This window comes from Arthrobacter sp. MDT2-34-1 (genome assembly GCF_059091365.1).
Map to the genome: position 1 here is coordinate 67,136 of NZ_JBNHGO010000001.1, position 16,213 is coordinate 83,348.

A 16,213-nucleotide genomic window follows, 5' to 3' on the forward strand; every position below is an offset into this window, starting at 1 on the left:
AGTGACTTCATCCAAGATCGGCAACGATTCCTTCGTCCACCTTCACAACCACACCGAGTACTCGATGCTCGACGGTGCCGCGCGGCTGACCGACTTGTTCAGCCACGCCGATGAACTGGGCATGAACGCGGTGGCGACGACCGACCACGGGTTCGTTTTCGGCGCCTTCGATTTCTGGAACAAGGCCCGCAACGCCGGCATCAAGCCGATCGTCGGGGTGGAGGCGTATCTGACCCCGGGCACCGCCCGGGCGGACAAGACCCGCGTGCGCTGGGGAGACGGCGGACGCAACGACGTCTCCGGCGCTGGCGCCTACACCCACATGACCATGTGGGCCGAGACCACCGAAGGCATGCACAACCTGTTCCGCGCCTCGTCGCTGGCCTCGCTGGAGGGCTACCTCTACAAGCCCCGGATGGACCGCGACCTGCTGCAGACCTACGGCAAGGGGCTGATCGCCACCACCGGCTGCCCGTCCGGCGAGGTCCAGACCAAGCTGCGGCTGGGACTCTACGACGAGGCCAAGCAGGCCGCCTCCGATCTCCGGGACATCTTCGGCAAAGAAAACTTTTACTGCGAGTTGATGGACCACGGCCTGGACATCGAACGCAACGTGCAGGCCGACCTGCGGAAACTGGCCCGCGAACTCGGGCTGCCGTTCGTCGCCACCAACGACCTCCACTACACCCATGCCGAAGACGCCAAGTCCCACGCGGCGCTGCTGTGCGTGCAGTCCGGCTCGACGCTGGCCGACCCGAAGCGCTTCAAGTTCGATGCGGACGAGTTCTACCTGAAGTCCCCGGCGGAAATGCGGGCCATCTTCCGCGACGTCCCGGAGGCCTGCGACAACACGCTCCTGATCGCCGAGCGGTGCAACGTGGAGTTCAATACCAAGGCCTCCTACATGCCGCGCTTCCCGGTGCCGGACGGGGAGAACGAGGAGTCCTGGTTCGTCAAGGAAGTCGAGAAGGGCCTGCACTACCGGTTCCCCCACGGCATTCCCGACGACGTGCGGAAGCAGGCCGAATATGAGATCGGCATCATCCTCCAGATGGGCTTCCCCGGCTACTTCCTGGTGGTCGCCGACTTCATCAACTGGTCGAAGGACCACGGCATCCGCGTGGGGCCCGGCCGTGGTTCCGGCGCCGGCTCCATGGTCGCGTACGCGATGCGCATCACCGACCTGAACCCGCTCAAGCACGGGCTGATCTTCGAGCGCTTCCTGAACCCGGACCGCGTCTCGATGCCCGACTTCGACGTCGACTTCGACGACCGGCGCCGCCCCGAGGTGATCAAGTACGTCACCGAGAAGTACGGCGACGACCGCGTCGCCATGATCGTCACCTACGGCACCATCAAGGCCAAGCAGGCGCTGAAGGACTCGTCCCGCGTCATGGGCTATCCGTTCTCCACCGGCGAGCGGCTGTCCAAGGCGATGCCGCCGGACGTCATGGGCAAGGGCCTGACGCTGAAGGAAGTCCACGATCCCAACGCCAAGCGCTACGGCGAGGCCGAGGAGATGCGCGAGCTGCTCAAGTCCGACCAGGAGTCCGCGAAGGTCTTCGAAACCGCGCTGGGCCTGGAGGGGCTGAAGCGCCAATGGGGCGTGCACGCGGCCGGCGTGATCATGTCCTCGGAACCGCTGATCGACATCATCCCGATCATGCGCCGGGAGCAGGACGGCCAGGTCATTACGCAGTTCGACTACCCCACCTGCGAAGGCCTCGGCCTGATCAAGATGGACTTCCTCGGCCTGCGCAACCTGACGATCATCACGGACGCCATCGAGAACATCAAGATGAACCAGGACATCGACCTGGACCTTGAAACGCTCGACCTGGACGACCGGCCGTCCTACGAACTGCTGGCCCGCGGCGATACCCTCGGCGTGTTCCAGCTCGACGGCGGCCCCATGCGGTCCCTGCTGAAGATGATGCGCCCGGACAACTTCGAAGACATCTCCGCCGTCATCGCCTTGTACCGGCCGGGCCCGATGGGCGCGAACTCCCACACCAACTACGCCCTGCGCAAGACCGGCGTCCAGGAGATCACCCCGATCCATCCGGAGCTGGAAGAGCCGCTGCGGGAAATCCTGGATACCACCTACGGCCTGATCGTGTACCAGGAGCAGGTGATGGCGATCGCGCAGAAGGTGGCCGGCTTCTCGCTGGGCCAGGCGGACATCCTGCGCCGCGCCATGGGCAAGAAGAAGAAGTCCGAACTGGACAAGCAGTATGCGGGCTTCCACCAGGGCATGGTGGACCGCGGCTACTCCGAGGCGGCGGTCAAGGCGCTGTGGGACATCCTGCTGCCCTTCTCCGACTACGCGTTCAACAAGGCGCACTCGGCGGCCTACGGCCTGGTGTCCTACTGGACGGCCTACCTGAAGGCGCACTATCCGGCCGAATACATGGCCGCCCTGCTCACCTCGGTGGGCGACGACAAGGACAAGCTGGCGCTGTACCTGAATGAATGCCGGCACATGGGCATCACCGTGCTGCCACCGGATGTGAACGAGTCGGCGCTGAACTTCACCCCGGTCGGCACGGACATCCGTTTCGGCATGGGCGCCATCCGCAACGTCGGCGCCAACGTGGTGCACGCCATGGTGGCCGCACGCGACGAGAAGGGCAACTTCGCCAGCTTCAGCGACTTCCTGCAGAAGGTCCCGGCCGTGGTGTGCAACAAGCGCACCATCGAGTCGCTGGTCAAGGCCGGCGCGTTCGACTCGCTGGGCCATCCGCGCCGCGCCCTCGCCATGATCCACGAAGAAGCGGTGGACTCGGTCATCGTGCTCAAGCGCAACGAGGCGGCCAACCAGTTCGACCTCTTCAGCGCGTTCGACGACGGCGGCGAAACCGCCGGGGGTCTGTCGGTCGACGTGCCGGACCTGCCCGAGTGGGACAAGAAGGACAAGCTCGCGTTCGAGCGGGACATGCTCGGCCTGTATGTCTCGGACCACCCGCTGCAGGGGCTGGACGGGATCCTGAGCCAGCACGCGGACCTGTCCATCACGTCCGTGATCGGCGAGGACGGCCCGCCGGACGGGCAGATCATCACCATCGCGGGCATGATCACGTCGCTGCAGCGCCGGATCGCCAAGAACAGCGGCAACGCCTACGCCCGTGCCGAGGTCGAGGACCTGGGCGGTTCCATGGAAGTGATGTTCTTCGGGCAGGCCTACGCGCCGATCGCCACCGTGCTCGCGGAAGACCTGATCGTGGTGGTCCGCGGCCGGCTGCAGCGCCGCGACGACGGTGCCGTCACCCTGAATGCCCAGGAACTCACCGTTCCGGACCTGAGCGACGGGCACTCCGGGCCCGTCGTGATCTCGATGGCCAGCTTCAAGGCCACCGAGTCGGTGGTCACCGCGCTGGGCGACGTGCTGCGCACCCACCCGGGCACCACCGAGGTGCAGGTGCGGCTGAACGGCTCGCGCAAGGTCGAGGTGATGAAGCTCGGGGTGGACCTGCGGGTCAACCCGAACCCCTCGCTGTTCGGCGACCTCAAGGTCCTGCTCGGGCCGGCCTGCCTCGATGCCTGACCGGGCGGCGGCGCCGGGTCAGTAGAATGGGTGGGTGACTTCTGCAGCCTCGGCCAACACCTTCACCGATTTCCCCACCCTTGACCTGCGCGGCCGCCGGCTGGGCACCGCCGAACTCAAGGCGGCCATGCCGCGGGCGGAGACCACCTTCGACGCCGCCACCGGCGCCGTAGAGGAAATCATCGGCAAGGTCCGGGCGGGCGGGTTCGCCGCGTTGGCGGAGCTTGCCCGCCGGTTCGACGGGGTGGAGCAACTGCATCCCCGGGTGCCGGCGGCCGCGCTGGAGGAAGCCCTGGAACAGCTCGATCCGCAGGTCCGCGCCGGTCTGGAGGAATCGATCGCGCGGGCCCGGCGGTTCGCCGCGGCGCAAAAGCCGGGGGACACCGACGTCGAGATCGGTGACGGAGCGGTGGTGACGCACAAGTGGATCCCGGTGAACCGGGTGGGCCTCTACGTCCCGGGCGGGCTGGCGGTGTACCCGTCATCCGTCGTCATGAACGTGGTGCCCGCCCAGGCCGCCGGCGTGGCGTCCATCGCCCTTGCGTCGCCGCCGCAGAAGGACTTCGGCTCGCTCCCGCACCCGACAATCCTGGCCGCCGCCAGGCTGCTGGGAATCGACGAGGTGTACGCCATCGGCGGCGCGCAGGCGGTGGCGGCGTTCGCCTACGGCGCGCCCGCGAACGGGCACGGCCCGGCGCTGGAGCCGGTGGACGTCGTGACCGGCCCCGGCAACGTCTATGTGGCCACGGCCAAGAGGCTGGTCAAGAGCGTGGTGGGGATCGACGCCGAGGCCGGCACCACCGAGATCGCCATCCTGGCCGACGAGACTGCCAATCCGGCGTTCGTGGCCGCCGACCTCATCAGCCAGGCCGAGCACGACCCGCACGCCGCCTCCGTCCTGATCACGGCTTCTGAGGAACTGGCGGCGGCAGTGCGCCGGGAACTCGGCGAGCAGGTCGCCCGAACCAAACACGCCGCCCGCGTCCGCGAGGCGCTGTCCGGCCCGCAGTCGGGGACCATCTTGGTGGACGGGCTGGAACAGGGCATCGCCGTCTGCGACGCCTACGCCGCCGAACACCTGGAGATCCAGACCGCCGACGCGGCCGGGGTAGCCGCCCGCATCCGCAACGCCGGAGCGATCTTCGTGGGCGACTACAGCCCGGTGAGCCTGGGCGACTACTGCGCCGGCTCCAACCACGTGCTGCCCACCAGCGGCACCGCCACCTTCGCCAGCGGCCTGAACGTGACGACCTTCCTGCGCGCCGTCCAGGTGGTCAATTACGGCGACGCGGCGCTGCGGGAAGTCAGCGGGCACATCGCCGCGCTGGCCCGCGCCGAGGACCTCCCGGCCCACGGCGACGCCGTCGCCATCCGGTTCGCCTGAACGGGCCCAAACCCCAACATGTAGTAATCACAGTCTTGTAATTCACCTAGATATGGTTCTAGGATGAATAAGTTGGCTGTCCCGAGGGAAGGAGTGTGGCGTGTACTGTCCGTTCTGCCGTAACTCCGATTCCCGGGTGGTGGACAGCCGGCTGACCGATGACGGTTCCGCGATCCGGCGGCGCCGCCAGTGTCCGGCCTGCGGGCGGCGCTTCACCACAGTGGAGACCACCAGCCTCAGCGTGATCAAGCGCTCCGGGGTCAGCGAGCCGTTCAGCCGGACCAAGGTCGTCAACGGCGTGCGCAAGGCCTGCCAGGGCCGTCCCGTGACGGAAGACGACCTGGCCATGCTGGCCCAGGAAGTCGAAGAGTCGGTCCGCGCCAGCGGTGCCGCGGAAATCGACGCGCATGAGGTGGGCCTGGCCATCCTGGGGCCGCTGAAGAAGCTGGACCTGATCGCCTACCTGCGGTTCGCCAGCGTCTACCAGGGCTACGAATCGCTGGAGGATTTTGAATCCGCGATCGACCAGCTGCGCCACGATGCGCAGAGGAACGGCCAGCAGGGGCCCGAAGGCCGGCAACGGCCGTTGACAGCGCAGTAGCGCGACCAAGACTCCGGTGGCGGCTGCGGAGGGGAAGCCGAGGCCGCCACCGGCACCAACCTCCCGGTCGCCGGCCTATTTGGCGAAGCCGAAGTGCAGGGCCGCCTGCAGGGCCGCCCCCACGATGCCGGCGTTGTTGCGCAGCTGGGCCGGGATGATCGGCGTGGCCAGCTGAAGCCGGGGCAGGAAGTCCTCGCTGCGTTTCGAGATGCCGCCGCCGATGATGAACAGCTCCGGCGAGAACAGGAACTCGACGTGCGAAAAGTACCGCTGCAGGCGCTGCGAGTACTCCGCCCAGTCCAAGCCGTCGCGTTCGCGGGCCACGGCGGAAGCCTTCGACTCCGCGTCGTGCCCGTCCAGCTCCAGGTGGCCCAGCTCGGCGTTCGGGACCAGCTTGCCGTCGAAGATGAACGCGGAGCCGATGCCCGTGCCCAGGGTGATGACCAGCACGGTTCCCTTCACCCCCGCACCCGCCCCGTAGCGGACCTCCGCCAGGCCGGCCGCGTCGGCGTCGTTCATCACCTGGACGGGGCGGGACATCCGGTGCGTGAGCAGCGCGTCCACGTCGGTCCCGATCCAGCGCTCGTCCACGTTGGCCGCCGACCGTGCAATGCCGTGGCGGATGATGGCGGGGAATGTCACGCCCACCGGCCGGTCGGATTCCGGTCCCTCCGGGCGGGCGCTGAGTTCTTTGACGATGCGCGCGACGACGTCGGCCACGGCCTCCGGACTGGACGGACGGGGCGTGTCATAGCGGATGCGGTCGCCGACCAGGATGCCCTTTTTGAGGTCGACGATGCCGCCCTTGATGCCGGTTCCGCCGATATCGATGCCGATCGCCGACCGGGCCGCCCGCTTGGCTGCCTTCTTGGCCACGATGTCCTCGGTCGCCATGCCACCTCCGTGCGCGTTGAGACCCGGCGTGCCTCGCCGGACTACCGGAAGCCTACCCGCTGTGTCCGGCGGTGTCAGGCTGCGAAAAGCTAGGGGAGGGTAAGGATTTCCGCCCCGGTCTCGGTGACCACCAGCGTGTGCTCGAACTGGGCGGTCCGCCTGCGGTCCTTCGTGACGACCGTCCAGTTGTCATCCCACATCTCCCACTCGATCGTGCCCAGGGTCAGCATGGGCTCGATGGTGAAAACCATGCCCGGCTCGATCGCCCGGCTGTAGGCCGGGGCGGCATCGTAGTGCGGGATGATCAGGCCGGTGTGGAAGGCCTCGCCGACGCCGTGGCCGGTGAAATCGCGGACCACGCCGTAGCCGAAACGCCTGGCATAGGACTCGATGCTCCGGCCGATCACGTTGATCTCCCGTCCCGGGGCCACGGCCTTGATGCCGCGGCGCAGCGACTCCTGGGTGCGCTCGACCAGCAGGCGGGACTCTTCATCGACGTCGCCGACCAAAAAGGTGTAGTTCGTGTCCCCGTGGACGCCGTCCAGGTACGCGGTGATATCGATGTTGACGATGTCCCCGTCCTGCAGCACGGTGGTATCCGGAATGCCGTGGCAGATCACTTCATTCACCGAGGAACAGATCGATTTGGGGAAGCCGCGATAGCCCAGGCAGGAGGGATACGCGCCGTGGTCCAGCAGGAATTCATGCCCGATGCGGTCCAACTCGTCGGTGGTCACGCCCGGCTCGATGTGCTTGCCCACCTCCACGATGGCCTGTGCGGCGATCCGTCCGGCGACGCGGATTTTCTCGATGGTCTCCGGCGTCTTGACCTCCGAGCCGGTGAATTTGGCCGGCGCCGGCTTCCACGCGTACTCGGGCCGGACGATCGAAGGGGGAACGGGCAACGGGGGGCTGACGGTGCCTTGAACGAGGGTTCCGACGGGTGCTGTTGCTGCGTTGTGGGGCATAGTATCGATCATATAGGTGCTGCAGAGGTGCCCGACAGCGGAGGGGCAACAGCCTTCGCACGCTGCCGGGCGCCGTCAACGTAAGGAGGCCGGCATGGCGGATTTCTGGTACAACGTGGTCACCCATCAGGTGGAAGTGGGCGCCCAGTCCGACTGGACGCAGCTGATCGGCCCCTACGAGACCCGCGAAGAGGCCGAGCACGCACTGGAAAAGGTGCAGCGGCGCAACGAGGAGTGGGACGCGGAGGACGACTGACCCGCCGGCGCCTGCTCCGGGCGCGGGGTTTACGGACCCAAAGGACGGGGTGCCTAGAAGGAGTGCTCCGGGCCGGGGAACACGCCGTCCTGGACGTCCGAGCGGAAGGCGGCGGCGGCGTCGGAAATGATGGTGCGCACGTCCGCATACTGTTTGACGAACTTCGCCATCTTGCCGCCGCGCAGGCCGACCATGTCCTGCCAGACCAGGACCTGGCCGGTGGTCGACGGCCCCGCCCCGATCCCGATCGTGGGGACACGCAGGGCCTGGTCCACCTTGGCGGCCGCCTCGGCCGGAACCATCTCCATGAGCACGGCGAAGGCTCCGGCCGCTTCCAGGGCCAGGGCGTCGTCGATGAGCCGTTCGGCGTCGTCGCCGCGGCCCTGCACCCGGTAGCCGCCCAGCGCATGTTCGCTCTGCGGAGTGAAGCCGATATGCGCCAGTACCGGAACTCCGGCCTGCACCATGGCCCGGACGGTGTCCGCATAGTAGGCGCCGCCCTCCATTTTCACCGCGTGGACGCCGGTCTCCTTCAGGAAGCGCACGGCCGTTTCCACCGCCTGCGCCGGCGACACCTCGTAGCTGCCGAAGGGCAGGTCGGCAACGACGAACGCGCTGCGGGCCGAGCGGGCGACCGCCCGGCAGAGCGGCAGCATCTCGTCCACGGTGATCGGCAGGGAGGTCTCGTTGCCCAGGACGTTGTTGGACGCCGAGTCCCCGATCAGCAGCACCTCGATGCCGGCGGCGTCGAAAATCTCCGCGGTGTACTGGTCATACGCCGTCAACATCGCGAAGCGCCGGCCCTCGTCCTTGGCCTGCTGCAGGTGGTGGATGCGGGTGCGGCGGGCCGGGCGGGAAGCCGATGCCGCCGCCGGCGTGCCGTAAGGAGCCGGCTGCTCGGCGCCGGAAGACTGTGAAGTGGGCATGTGGTAGAGCCTAATCCTCAGGCGTCCGCTTCCTCCACTCTGGCGCGGACGCGTTACCGGGGCGCCAACTTCGGGTGTGCTGCCAGTAGGCTAAAGGGAAGCAGACCACCGCAGGCTTTGGCATGCAGTTTTTGGATGCCGTGGCCCGGACACAGCGAAAGGCAGCACATGGACCGTCAGCAGGAATTCGTCCTCCGTACCATCGAGGAACGCGACGTGCGCTTTGTCCGGCTCTGGTTCACCGACATCGTCGGGTCGCTGAAATCCGTGGCGCTGGCCCCTGCGGAGGTCGAAGGCGCCTTCGAGGAGGGGCTCGGCTTCGACGGCTCCTCTATTGAAGGACTGGCCCGGGTCTTCGAGTCCGACATGCTGGTCCAGCCGGATCCCACCACGTTCCAGATTTTGCCGTGGCGGGGCGAAGCGGAGCAAACGTCGCGGATGTTCTGCGACGTGCTCACCCCCGACGGCGAACCGTCCACCGCCGACCCGCGCAATGTCCTCAAGCGGACGCTGGGCAAGGCCGCGGAGATGGGCTTCACTTGCTACACGCACCCCGAAATCGAGTTCTACCTGCTCAAGTCCGACCAGCTGGGTCCGGACGGCGTCCCGGTACCCGTGGACCACGCCGGGTATTTTGACCACGTGCCCGGCGGTGTTGCCCAGGACTTCCGCCGCACCGCGGTGACCATGCTGGAAAACGTGGGCATCTCGGTGGAGTTCAGCCACCACGAGGACGGCCCCGGCCAAAACGAAATCGACCTCCGGTACGCCGATGCCCTGCAGACGGCGGACAACATCATGACCTTCCGCACGGTGGTCAAGGAAGTGGCGTTGATGGAGGGCATCTACGCAACCTTCATGCCCAAGCCGTTCTCCGACCACCCGGGTTCCGGCATGCACACGCACTTTTCGCTGTTCGAGGGAGACTCGAACGCCTTCTTCGAAGCCGGCGCCGAATTCCAGCTCTCCAAGACGGCGCGCCAGTTCATGGCCGGGATCCTGCGCCATGCGCCCGAATTCACCGCCGTCACCAACCAGTTCGTTAACTCCTACAAGCGCCTGTGGGGCGGGGGAGAGGCCCCCAGTTACGTGTCCTGGGGCCACAACAACCGGTCGGCGCTGCTGCGGGTGCCGCTGTACAAGCCGAGCAAGGGCCAGTCCGCCCGGGTGGAATACCGGGGCATCGACTCGGCGGCCAATCCCTACCTGTCCTACGCGGTGCTCCTGGGCGCCGGGCTCAAGGGCATCGAGGAGGGCTACGAGTTGCCGCCGGCCGCCGAGGACGACGTGTGGAGCCTGAGCACCGCCGAGCGGCGGGCCATGGGCCTTGACCCGTTGCCGTCCAGCCTGCATGACGCCATCCGCACCATGGAGGAGTCGGAGTTGGTGGCCGGGATCCTGGGCGAACAGGTGTACGAGATTTTCCTGCGCAACAAGCGGGCCGAGTGGCACGACTACCGCCTGCAGGTCACCCCGCACGAGCTGAAGCGCAACATCGGAATCCTCTAGGGCGGGCACGTGCTGACGAACCGGCGCTTGATCGCCCGAGGATTCCACGATCTGGAGCGCAGCACCCGGTTCCTGCAGGCCAGGGAATTGTCCGGCATCAGCCAGGAGCGGCTGGAGGCCGGGTTCGCGGTGAGCGCCGACCCGGACCAGGCGCTGGTGTCGCTGGTGCGACTGCTGGAGAAAAACCCGTCCCTGGCGGACGTCATCAACATGGGCGGCGACGGCAGCGAAGCCCTGTTCCGGCTGCTCGGGGCTTCCGAGGCCCTGGCGGACTTCCTGCTCCGCCGGCCGGAGCATCTGGACGTCCTCGACACGGACATCGGACCGGAACCCGGCCGGGTGCCGGCCTCCCGGCTGCGCAGCTCGCTGCTGCGCTCCGTCGGGGCGGACCCCTTGTCGGGACAGCCGGTCGCCTCGTTTTCGGGCAAGGACGCCTACGTCGCGCTGCGGAGCACGTACCGCCGGCACCTGTCCGAACTGGCGATCCGGGACCTCTCCGCGGCCTCGCCGGTCGACTTCCTGCCGGACGCCGCCCGGGAACTGGCGGACCTGGCCGCGGCCGCGCTGGACGCCGGGCTTGCGGTGGCCCGGGCCGAAGCAGCGGAACGTTACGGCGCCGGCGACGTCGCGGCGGTGCGGCTGGCCATCATCGGCATGGGCAAGTGCGGGGCCGGGGAGCTGAACTATATTTCCGACGTCGACGTGGTGTACGTCGTCGAGGCCGACGGGCTCGCCGACACCGAGGCCGGGGTGATCGGCGCGGCGCTGGCCAGCGGAACGGCCCGGGCCATCTCCTCACCCGGCCCGGAACCCGGGCTCTGGGAAGTAGACGCCAACCTGCGCCCGGAGGGCAAGGACGGGCCGCTGGTCCGGACGCTGGACTCGCACCTGACGTATTACCGGCGCTGGGCGCAGAGCTGGGAGTTCCAGGCACTCCTGAAGGCCCGGGCCGTGGCCGGGGACGCCGAGCTGGGCCGCCGGTACGAGGAAGCGGTGTCGCCGCTGGTGTGGTCCTCGTCGGAACGGGAAGGGTTCGTCGAGTCGGTGCAGTCGATGCGCCGCCGGGTCACCGAAAACATCCCGGCCCATGAGCGCGGCCGCCAGATCAAGCTGGGCCGCGGCGGGCTTCGCGACGTCGAATTCACGGTCCAACTGCTGCAGCTGGTGCATGCCCGGGTAGACGAATCCATCCGCCAGCGCGACACGACGTCGGCCATCGCGGCGCTGAGCACCGCGGGCTACATCTCGCGCGCCGACGCGCAGGAATTCGATGAGGCCTACCGGTACCTGCGCGTCCTGGAACACCGGATCCAGTTGGTGCACCTGCGCCGGACCCACTTGATGCCCGACGACGAGCAGGCACAGCGCGTGCTGGCCAAAGCCGCGCAGGGAGCGCTGCTCGAGAGGCGGCCGGCGCCGGCCGAGCTGCTGGAGAAATGGCAGCAGACCAAGCGCAGGGTGCGGGCGCTGCACGAACGCATCTTCTACCGGCCGCTGCTGGCCGCAGCCTCCAACCTGAGCCTGGACGAGGTGCGGCTGACCCCGGAGGCGGCGCAGGGCCGGCTGGCCGCGCTGGGCTACCAGGATCCGCGGGGTGCGATGCGTCATATCGAGGCCCTGACCGGCGGAGTCAGCAGGAAGGCGTCGCTGCAGCGCCAGCTGCTCCCGGTCTTGCTGGAATGGATCGCTTCCGGCGTGGACCCGGACGCGGGCCTGCTGGGCTTCCGCCGGCTGAGCGAACGGCTGGGAGACTCGCACTGGTACCTGGGCATGCTGCGGGACTCGAGCTCGGCCGCCGAACGCCTGTGCCACATTCTTTCCAGCAGCCGCTTCATCACGGACCTGCTGGAGGTCTCGCCGGAGTCCACGGCCTGGCTGGGCACCGACAAGGACCTCGTACCGCTCAGCTTCGACGCCCAGTGGCAGGAAATCCGGTCCAAGATGTCCCGCCACCCGGTGCCCGAGGAGGCCATCCGGCTGATCCGGCTGATCCGGCGCCGGGAAACGCTGCGCATCGCGCTCGCCGACTCCTCCGGGCTGCTGGAGCAGTCCCAGGTCGGCGCCGCACTGGCGGACGCCGACCGTGCCGCCGTGCTCGGCGCGCTCCACGTCGCGGAAACCTCCGTGCTGGAGTCCGAGGAACGGCTGACGGCCCTGCTGGTGGTGGCCATGGGCCGGCAGGGCGGACGGGAGATCAGCTACGGCTCGGATGCCGACGTCATGTACGTGCACCGGCCCTTGCCGGGGGCCGACCCCGGCCTGGCCCAGCAACAGGCGGAGCGCATCGTCACGCGGATCTCTTCCCTCCTGAAGCAGCCCTGCACACCCCCGGTGCTGGCCGAACGGGTGCTCGAAGTGGATGCGGCGCTGCGGCCGGAAGGCAAGAACGGGCCCATGGTGCGCTCGCTGGACTCCTACCGCGAGTATTACCAACGCTGGTCCCTGGTCTGGGAGGCGCAGGCCTTGCTGCGCGCCCGCCCGATGGCCGGCGACGACAACCTGGCGGACGAGTTCATCGCGCTCGTGGATCCGATCCGCTACCCGGAGGGGCTGGGAAGCGATCAGGTGCGCGAAATCCGCCGGATCAAGGCGCGGGTGGAATCGGAGCGGCTCCCGCGCGGCGCCGATCCGGCCCGCCATCTGAAGCTGGGCCGCGGGGGACTCAGCGACGTGGAGTGGCTGGTCCAGCTGCTGCAGCTGGGGCACGCCCGGAAGCTCCCGGAGCTGCGCACCACCAACACGCTCGAAGCGCTCTCCGCCATCGCAGCCGCCGGGCTGCTGCCCGGCGAGGACGCCGCCGCCCTCGGGCGAAGCTGGAGCCTTGCCACCCGGATCCGGTCGGCCAATGTGATCTGGGCGGGCAAGAACTCGGACGTGCTGCCGGCCTCGCGCCGGGACCTCGAAGCGGTGGCACGTTGGTGCGGTTACGAGCCCGGGAACGCTGCGGCGATCGAGGAAGACTACCTGCGCCTGACCCGCCGCGCCCGGGCCATCTTCGAGCGCTACTTCTACGGTTACGGCACCTAGCCTCCCCGACGCCAAGTGGTGCTGCCGGTCACCGGTCTGTACCCTCAATGAGGATCTTTTGCGCCTTGCACAGGCTGTACAGGCGTGCCCTGAGAACAAATCTAGGAGCTGTTTAGTTTGCACACCCTCCAACGCACCGGGCTGGGACGGCGCCTGCTGGCCCTGACCGGACTGCTGGCGGTGCTCTCGCTGGTCTTCGGCGGCAACGCGGCCGCGGCCGCGGCCCAGGCGCCGCAGAGCGCCAGCGGCAAGAGCTACGTCATCGGTACCGACACGACGTTCGCCCCCTTCGAGTTCCGCCAGGGCGGCGAACTGGTCGGCATCGACATGGACCTGCTGCGGGCGATCGCCGAGAACCAGGGTTTCGAGGTGGAAATCCGGTCGCTCGGGTTCGACGCCGCGCTGCAGGCGCTGCAGTCCAACCAGGTGGATGGAGTCATCGCCGGCATGTCCATCACGGACGAGCGCCGGCAGGTCTTCGACTTCTCCGACCCGTACTTCGACTCGGGTGTGCAGATGGCCGTGGCGCAGAGCAACAACGAGATCACCTCTTACGAGGACCTCGCGGGCGAGACGGTCGCGGTCAAGCGCGGCAGCGAGGGTGAAGCCTTCGCCGACTCCATTGCCGAAGAGTACGGTTTCACGGTCAAGCCGCTGGACCAGTCGGCCACCATGTACGACGACGTCAAGGCGGGCAACTCCGTGGCAGTCTTCGACGACTACCCGGTGCTGGCCTACGGCATCGCCCAAAACAACGGGCTGAAGGCCGTCACGGAGAAGGAACGCGGAAGTTCCTACGGCTTCGCGGTCAACAAGGACCAGAACCCCGAACTGATCGCGGCCTTCAACGCCGGCCTGGCCGAGCTCAAGGCCAGCGGCGAATACCAGCAGATCCTGGACAAGTACCTCGCCTCGCCGGAGACCGCCGGGAAGAGCAGCTTCTGGCAGCTGCTGACCGACAGCCTCCCCGCCCTGATGAAGGGCCTGGGACTCACGCTGTTCGCCACGGCGCTGTCCATCCTCATCGCCCTGGTCCTGGGCGTCGCCTTCGGATTCCTGAAGGTATCCCACCGGATCGTGCTGCGCGGGATCGCGACCACCTACGTGGGCATCTTCCGCGGCACGCCGTTGCTGGTCCAGGCGTTCTTCTTCTACTTCGGCCTGCCGCAGCTGACCGGGGCGCCGATCGACGTCCTCACCGCCGGCGTGCTGACGCTGAGCCTGAACGCCGGCGCCTACATGACGGAGATCGTCCGCGGCGGCATCCAGTCCGTGGATCCCGGCCAGATGGAAGCCAGCCGCAGCCTGGGCCTGGGCTACGTCAAGTCCATGCAGAAGGTCGTGATCCCGCAGGCGGTCAAGATCATGACTCCCAGCTTCATCAACCAGTTCGTCATCACGCTCAAGGACAGCTCCCTGCTCGCGGTCATCGGTTTCGCCGAACTGACCTACCAGGGCCAGCAGATCTACGCGTCCAACTTCCGCACCGGCGAAACCCTGCTGATCGTGGCGGCGCTGTACTTCGTGGTGATCACCGCGCTGATCAAGCTTTCCAACATCCTGGATAAGAGGTTTAACAAGTGAGCAAGATTCACGTCGCCGGACTCAGAAAAAGCTTTGGCAGCAACGAGGTCCTCAAGGGCCTCGACGTCGAGGTGGCCGAAGGCGAAGTCGTCTGCGTGATCGGGCCGTCCGGCTCCGGCAAGTCGACCTTCCTGCGCTGCCTGAACAAGCTGGAGGACATCAGCGGGGGAACCGTGGTGGTCGACGGTTTCGACCTGACCGACCCGAAGGTCGACCTGGACAAGGTACGCCAGCACATCGGCATGGTCTTCCAGCACTTCAACCTGTTCCCGCACAAGTCCGTGTTGGAGAACATCATGCTGGCCCCGGTGGAGCTCAAGAAGCTCGGCAAGGCCGAAGCACGCAGCAAGGCTTTGGAGCTGCTGGAGAGGGTCGGGCTGTCCGAGAAGGCCGACGCCCGCCCGGCCCAGCTCTCCGGCGGACAGAAGCAGCGCGTGGCCATCGCGCGGGCACTGGCCATGAACCCCGACATCATGCTCTTCGACGAGGCCACCAGCGCCCTGGACCCGGAGATGGTGGGGGAGGTGCTGCAGGTCATCAAGGATCTGGCGGCGGAAGGCATGACCATGGTGGTGGTCACCCACGAGATGGGCTTCGCCCGCGAAGTCTCGGACCGCGTCATCTTCATGGCCGACGGCAACATCGTGGAGGAAGGCAGCCCGGAGGCACTCTTCGGCGCCCCGCAGCAGGCACGTACCCAGGACTTCCTGGCCAAGGTCCTCTGAGGTCCTCTGACCGGCCGACGGCGGTGCCCTCCGATCCGCGGGGGCGCGCCGCCGTCGGGCCCCGCCCTGTAGGTGTGTGGCCGGGAACAGGGCGCCGGGCTAGGCTGAGGCCGGAACCCAACCGAAGGAGGCGCCGGACATGACCGACATCGATGTGCTTGGACGCGAACACCTGGCCGTGGCCGTCGGAGCGCCGCACGGCCGCAGTGCCGCCTTGGTGGCCCAGGACGGTCCGCTGCGCCAGACGGTGTTGGCCTTGAAGGCCGGGGCGGAGCTGGGGGAGCACAACGCCCCGCTGGCCGGCACGCTGCTGGTCCTGGAAGGGGCGGTCACCGTGGTGTCCGCGTCCGGCCGCATGGCCGTCAACCAGAACCAGCTCGCCGTGATCCCGCAGGAGCGGCACTCGGTGGAGGCGTCCGAGGACTCGGTGTTCCTGCTGACAGCCGTCACCGAGACACGCCGGGACAGCTGAACGGCGCCGCCGGGACCCACCGGGACAGTTGAGCGGCGCCTCGGGCCTTGCCCGCACAGCGCGTCGCGCGTTACCTGCGCAGCGCGCTGCGGATGATTGCCACCACTCCCGCGAACAGCAGCGCGGTGGCCGTCAGCACCAGCGAATAGGCGACTCCGACGCGCAGGATGACCAGGAACACCAGGAAGGTTACGGCAGCGCCGATGAGCGCGGCCCTGACCGGTCGCGGCGTGCGGCCCTGAGGTGCGGGCTCCCCGCTTTCGCCCATGGGCTTCATTTTGCCACGCCTCGCGGTCACAGCCGAGGCTCTCAGCTGCCATCAG

Annotated in this window: 13 protein-coding genes; 9 read left to right on the top strand and 4 right to left on the bottom strand. The window is 67.8% G+C overall.

Features of this window, described 5'->3' with window-relative positions:
* The first annotated feature begins 1 nt into the window (after position 1).
* The 3 genes from dnaE to nrdR all read left to right on the top strand — a co-directional run bounded on the left by dnaE (position 2) and on the right by nrdR (position 5,529).
* Positions 2-3,544 (top strand): DNA polymerase III subunit alpha, encoded by a 3,543-nt coding sequence (gene dnaE, locus AC5RVV_RS00315; protein ID WP_494001241.1) that lies wholly within the window; start codon positions 2-4, stop codon positions 3,542-3,544.
* Between the two features lie 34 nt (positions 3,545-3,578).
* Complete coding sequence (gene hisD, locus AC5RVV_RS00320; RefSeq protein WP_493999478.1) at positions 3,579-4,928, top strand: histidinol dehydrogenase; 1,350 nt, start codon at positions 3,579-3,581, stop codon at positions 4,926-4,928.
* A gap of 100 nt (positions 4,929-5,028) precedes the next feature.
* The gene (gene nrdR, locus AC5RVV_RS00325) at positions 5,029-5,529 is read left to right on the top strand and encodes a transcriptional regulator NrdR (protein WP_493999479.1); all 501 of its coding nucleotides are present in this window, start codon (positions 5,029-5,031) and stop codon (positions 5,527-5,529) included.
* 75 nt (positions 5,530-5,604) lie between these two features.
* Here the strand turns inward: nrdR and ppgK are convergent, their stop codons facing one another.
* Together ppgK and map are read right to left on the bottom strand one after the other, a co-directional pair.
* Positions 5,605-6,405 carry a polyphosphate--glucose phosphotransferase gene (gene ppgK, locus AC5RVV_RS00330; protein ID WP_493978006.1) on the bottom strand — a complete coding sequence of 267 codons (801 nt, stop codon included), beginning with the start codon at positions 6,403-6,405 and terminating at the stop codon, positions 5,605-5,607.
* A gap of 107 nt (positions 6,406-6,512) precedes the next feature.
* Entirely contained in the window at positions 6,513-7,391 is an 879-nt protein-coding gene (map, locus tag AC5RVV_RS00335; protein WP_493999480.1) for a type I methionyl aminopeptidase, read from the bottom strand.
* Positions 7,392-7,407: 16 nt separating this feature from the next.
* Between map and AC5RVV_RS00340 the strand changes: the two genes are divergently transcribed.
* Positions 7,408-7,647, top strand: a complete 240-nt coding sequence (locus AC5RVV_RS00340) for an SPOR domain-containing protein (RefSeq protein WP_493999481.1) — start codon at positions 7,408-7,410, stop codon at positions 7,645-7,647.
* Between the two features lie 53 nt (positions 7,648-7,700).
* Here the strand turns inward: AC5RVV_RS00340 and panB are convergent, their stop codons facing one another.
* Positions 7,701-8,573, bottom strand: a complete 873-nt coding sequence (panB, locus tag AC5RVV_RS00345; protein WP_493999482.1) for a 3-methyl-2-oxobutanoate hydroxymethyltransferase — start codon at positions 8,571-8,573, stop codon at positions 7,701-7,703.
* A gap of 168 nt (positions 8,574-8,741) precedes the next feature.
* Between panB and AC5RVV_RS00350 the strand changes: the two genes are divergently transcribed.
* From AC5RVV_RS00350 to AC5RVV_RS00370, 5 genes are all read left to right on the top strand, one after another.
* The gene (locus tag AC5RVV_RS00350; protein WP_493977944.1) at positions 8,742-10,082 is read left to right on the top strand and encodes a glutamine synthetase family protein; all 1,341 of its coding nucleotides are present in this window, start codon (positions 8,742-8,744) and stop codon (positions 10,080-10,082) included.
* A 9-nt stretch (positions 10,083-10,091) separates the two neighbouring features.
* Entirely contained in the window at positions 10,092-13,109 is a 3,018-nt protein-coding gene (locus tag AC5RVV_RS00355; protein WP_493999483.1) for a bifunctional [glutamine synthetase] adenylyltransferase/[glutamine synthetase]-adenylyl-L-tyrosine phosphorylase, read from the top strand.
* 117 nt (positions 13,110-13,226) lie between these two features.
* Positions 13,227-14,693 (top strand): amino acid ABC transporter substrate-binding protein/permease, encoded by a 1,467-nt coding sequence (locus AC5RVV_RS00360; protein WP_493999484.1) that lies wholly within the window; start codon positions 13,227-13,229, stop codon positions 14,691-14,693.
* Positions 14,690-15,418, top strand: coding sequence for an amino acid ABC transporter ATP-binding protein (locus tag AC5RVV_RS00365; protein ID WP_493999485.1), 729 nt, complete (start codon positions 14,690-14,692; stop codon positions 15,416-15,418). Before AC5RVV_RS00360 ends, AC5RVV_RS00365 begins: the two co-directional genes overlap by 4 nt.
* Before the next feature lie 139 nt (positions 15,419-15,557).
* Positions 15,558-15,890 carry a cupin domain-containing protein gene (locus tag AC5RVV_RS00370; protein WP_493977940.1) on the top strand — a complete coding sequence of 111 codons (333 nt, stop codon included), beginning with the start codon at positions 15,558-15,560 and terminating at the stop codon, positions 15,888-15,890.
* A 70-nt stretch (positions 15,891-15,960) separates the two neighbouring features.
* On the opposite strand, the gene AC5RVV_RS00375 is transcribed toward AC5RVV_RS00370, so the two are convergent.
* Positions 15,961-16,158 (bottom strand): hypothetical protein, encoded by a 198-nt coding sequence (locus tag AC5RVV_RS00375; protein ID WP_493999486.1) that lies wholly within the window; start codon positions 16,156-16,158, stop codon positions 15,961-15,963.
* Positions 16,159-16,213 lie beyond the last annotated feature (55 nt).

Coding starts and splice junctions, on each gene's coding strand:
- map (WP_493999480.1), bottom strand. CDS start 7,391: ATGCCCCACAACGCAGCAACAGCACCCGTCGGAACCCTCGTTCAAGGC.
- panB (WP_493999482.1), bottom strand. CDS start 8,573: ATGCCCACTTCACAGTCTTCCGGCGCCGAGCAGCCGGCTCCTTACGGC.
- AC5RVV_RS00350 (WP_493977944.1), top strand. CDS start 8,742: ATGGACCGTCAGCAGGAATTCGTCCTCCGTACCATCGAGGAACGCGAC.
- AC5RVV_RS00370 (WP_493977940.1), top strand. CDS start 15,558: ATGACCGACATCGATGTGCTTGGACGCGAACACCTGGCCGTGGCCGTC.
- AC5RVV_RS00375 (WP_493999486.1), bottom strand. CDS start 16,158: ATGGGCGAAAGCGGGGAGCCCGCACCTCAGGGCCGCACGCCGCGACCG.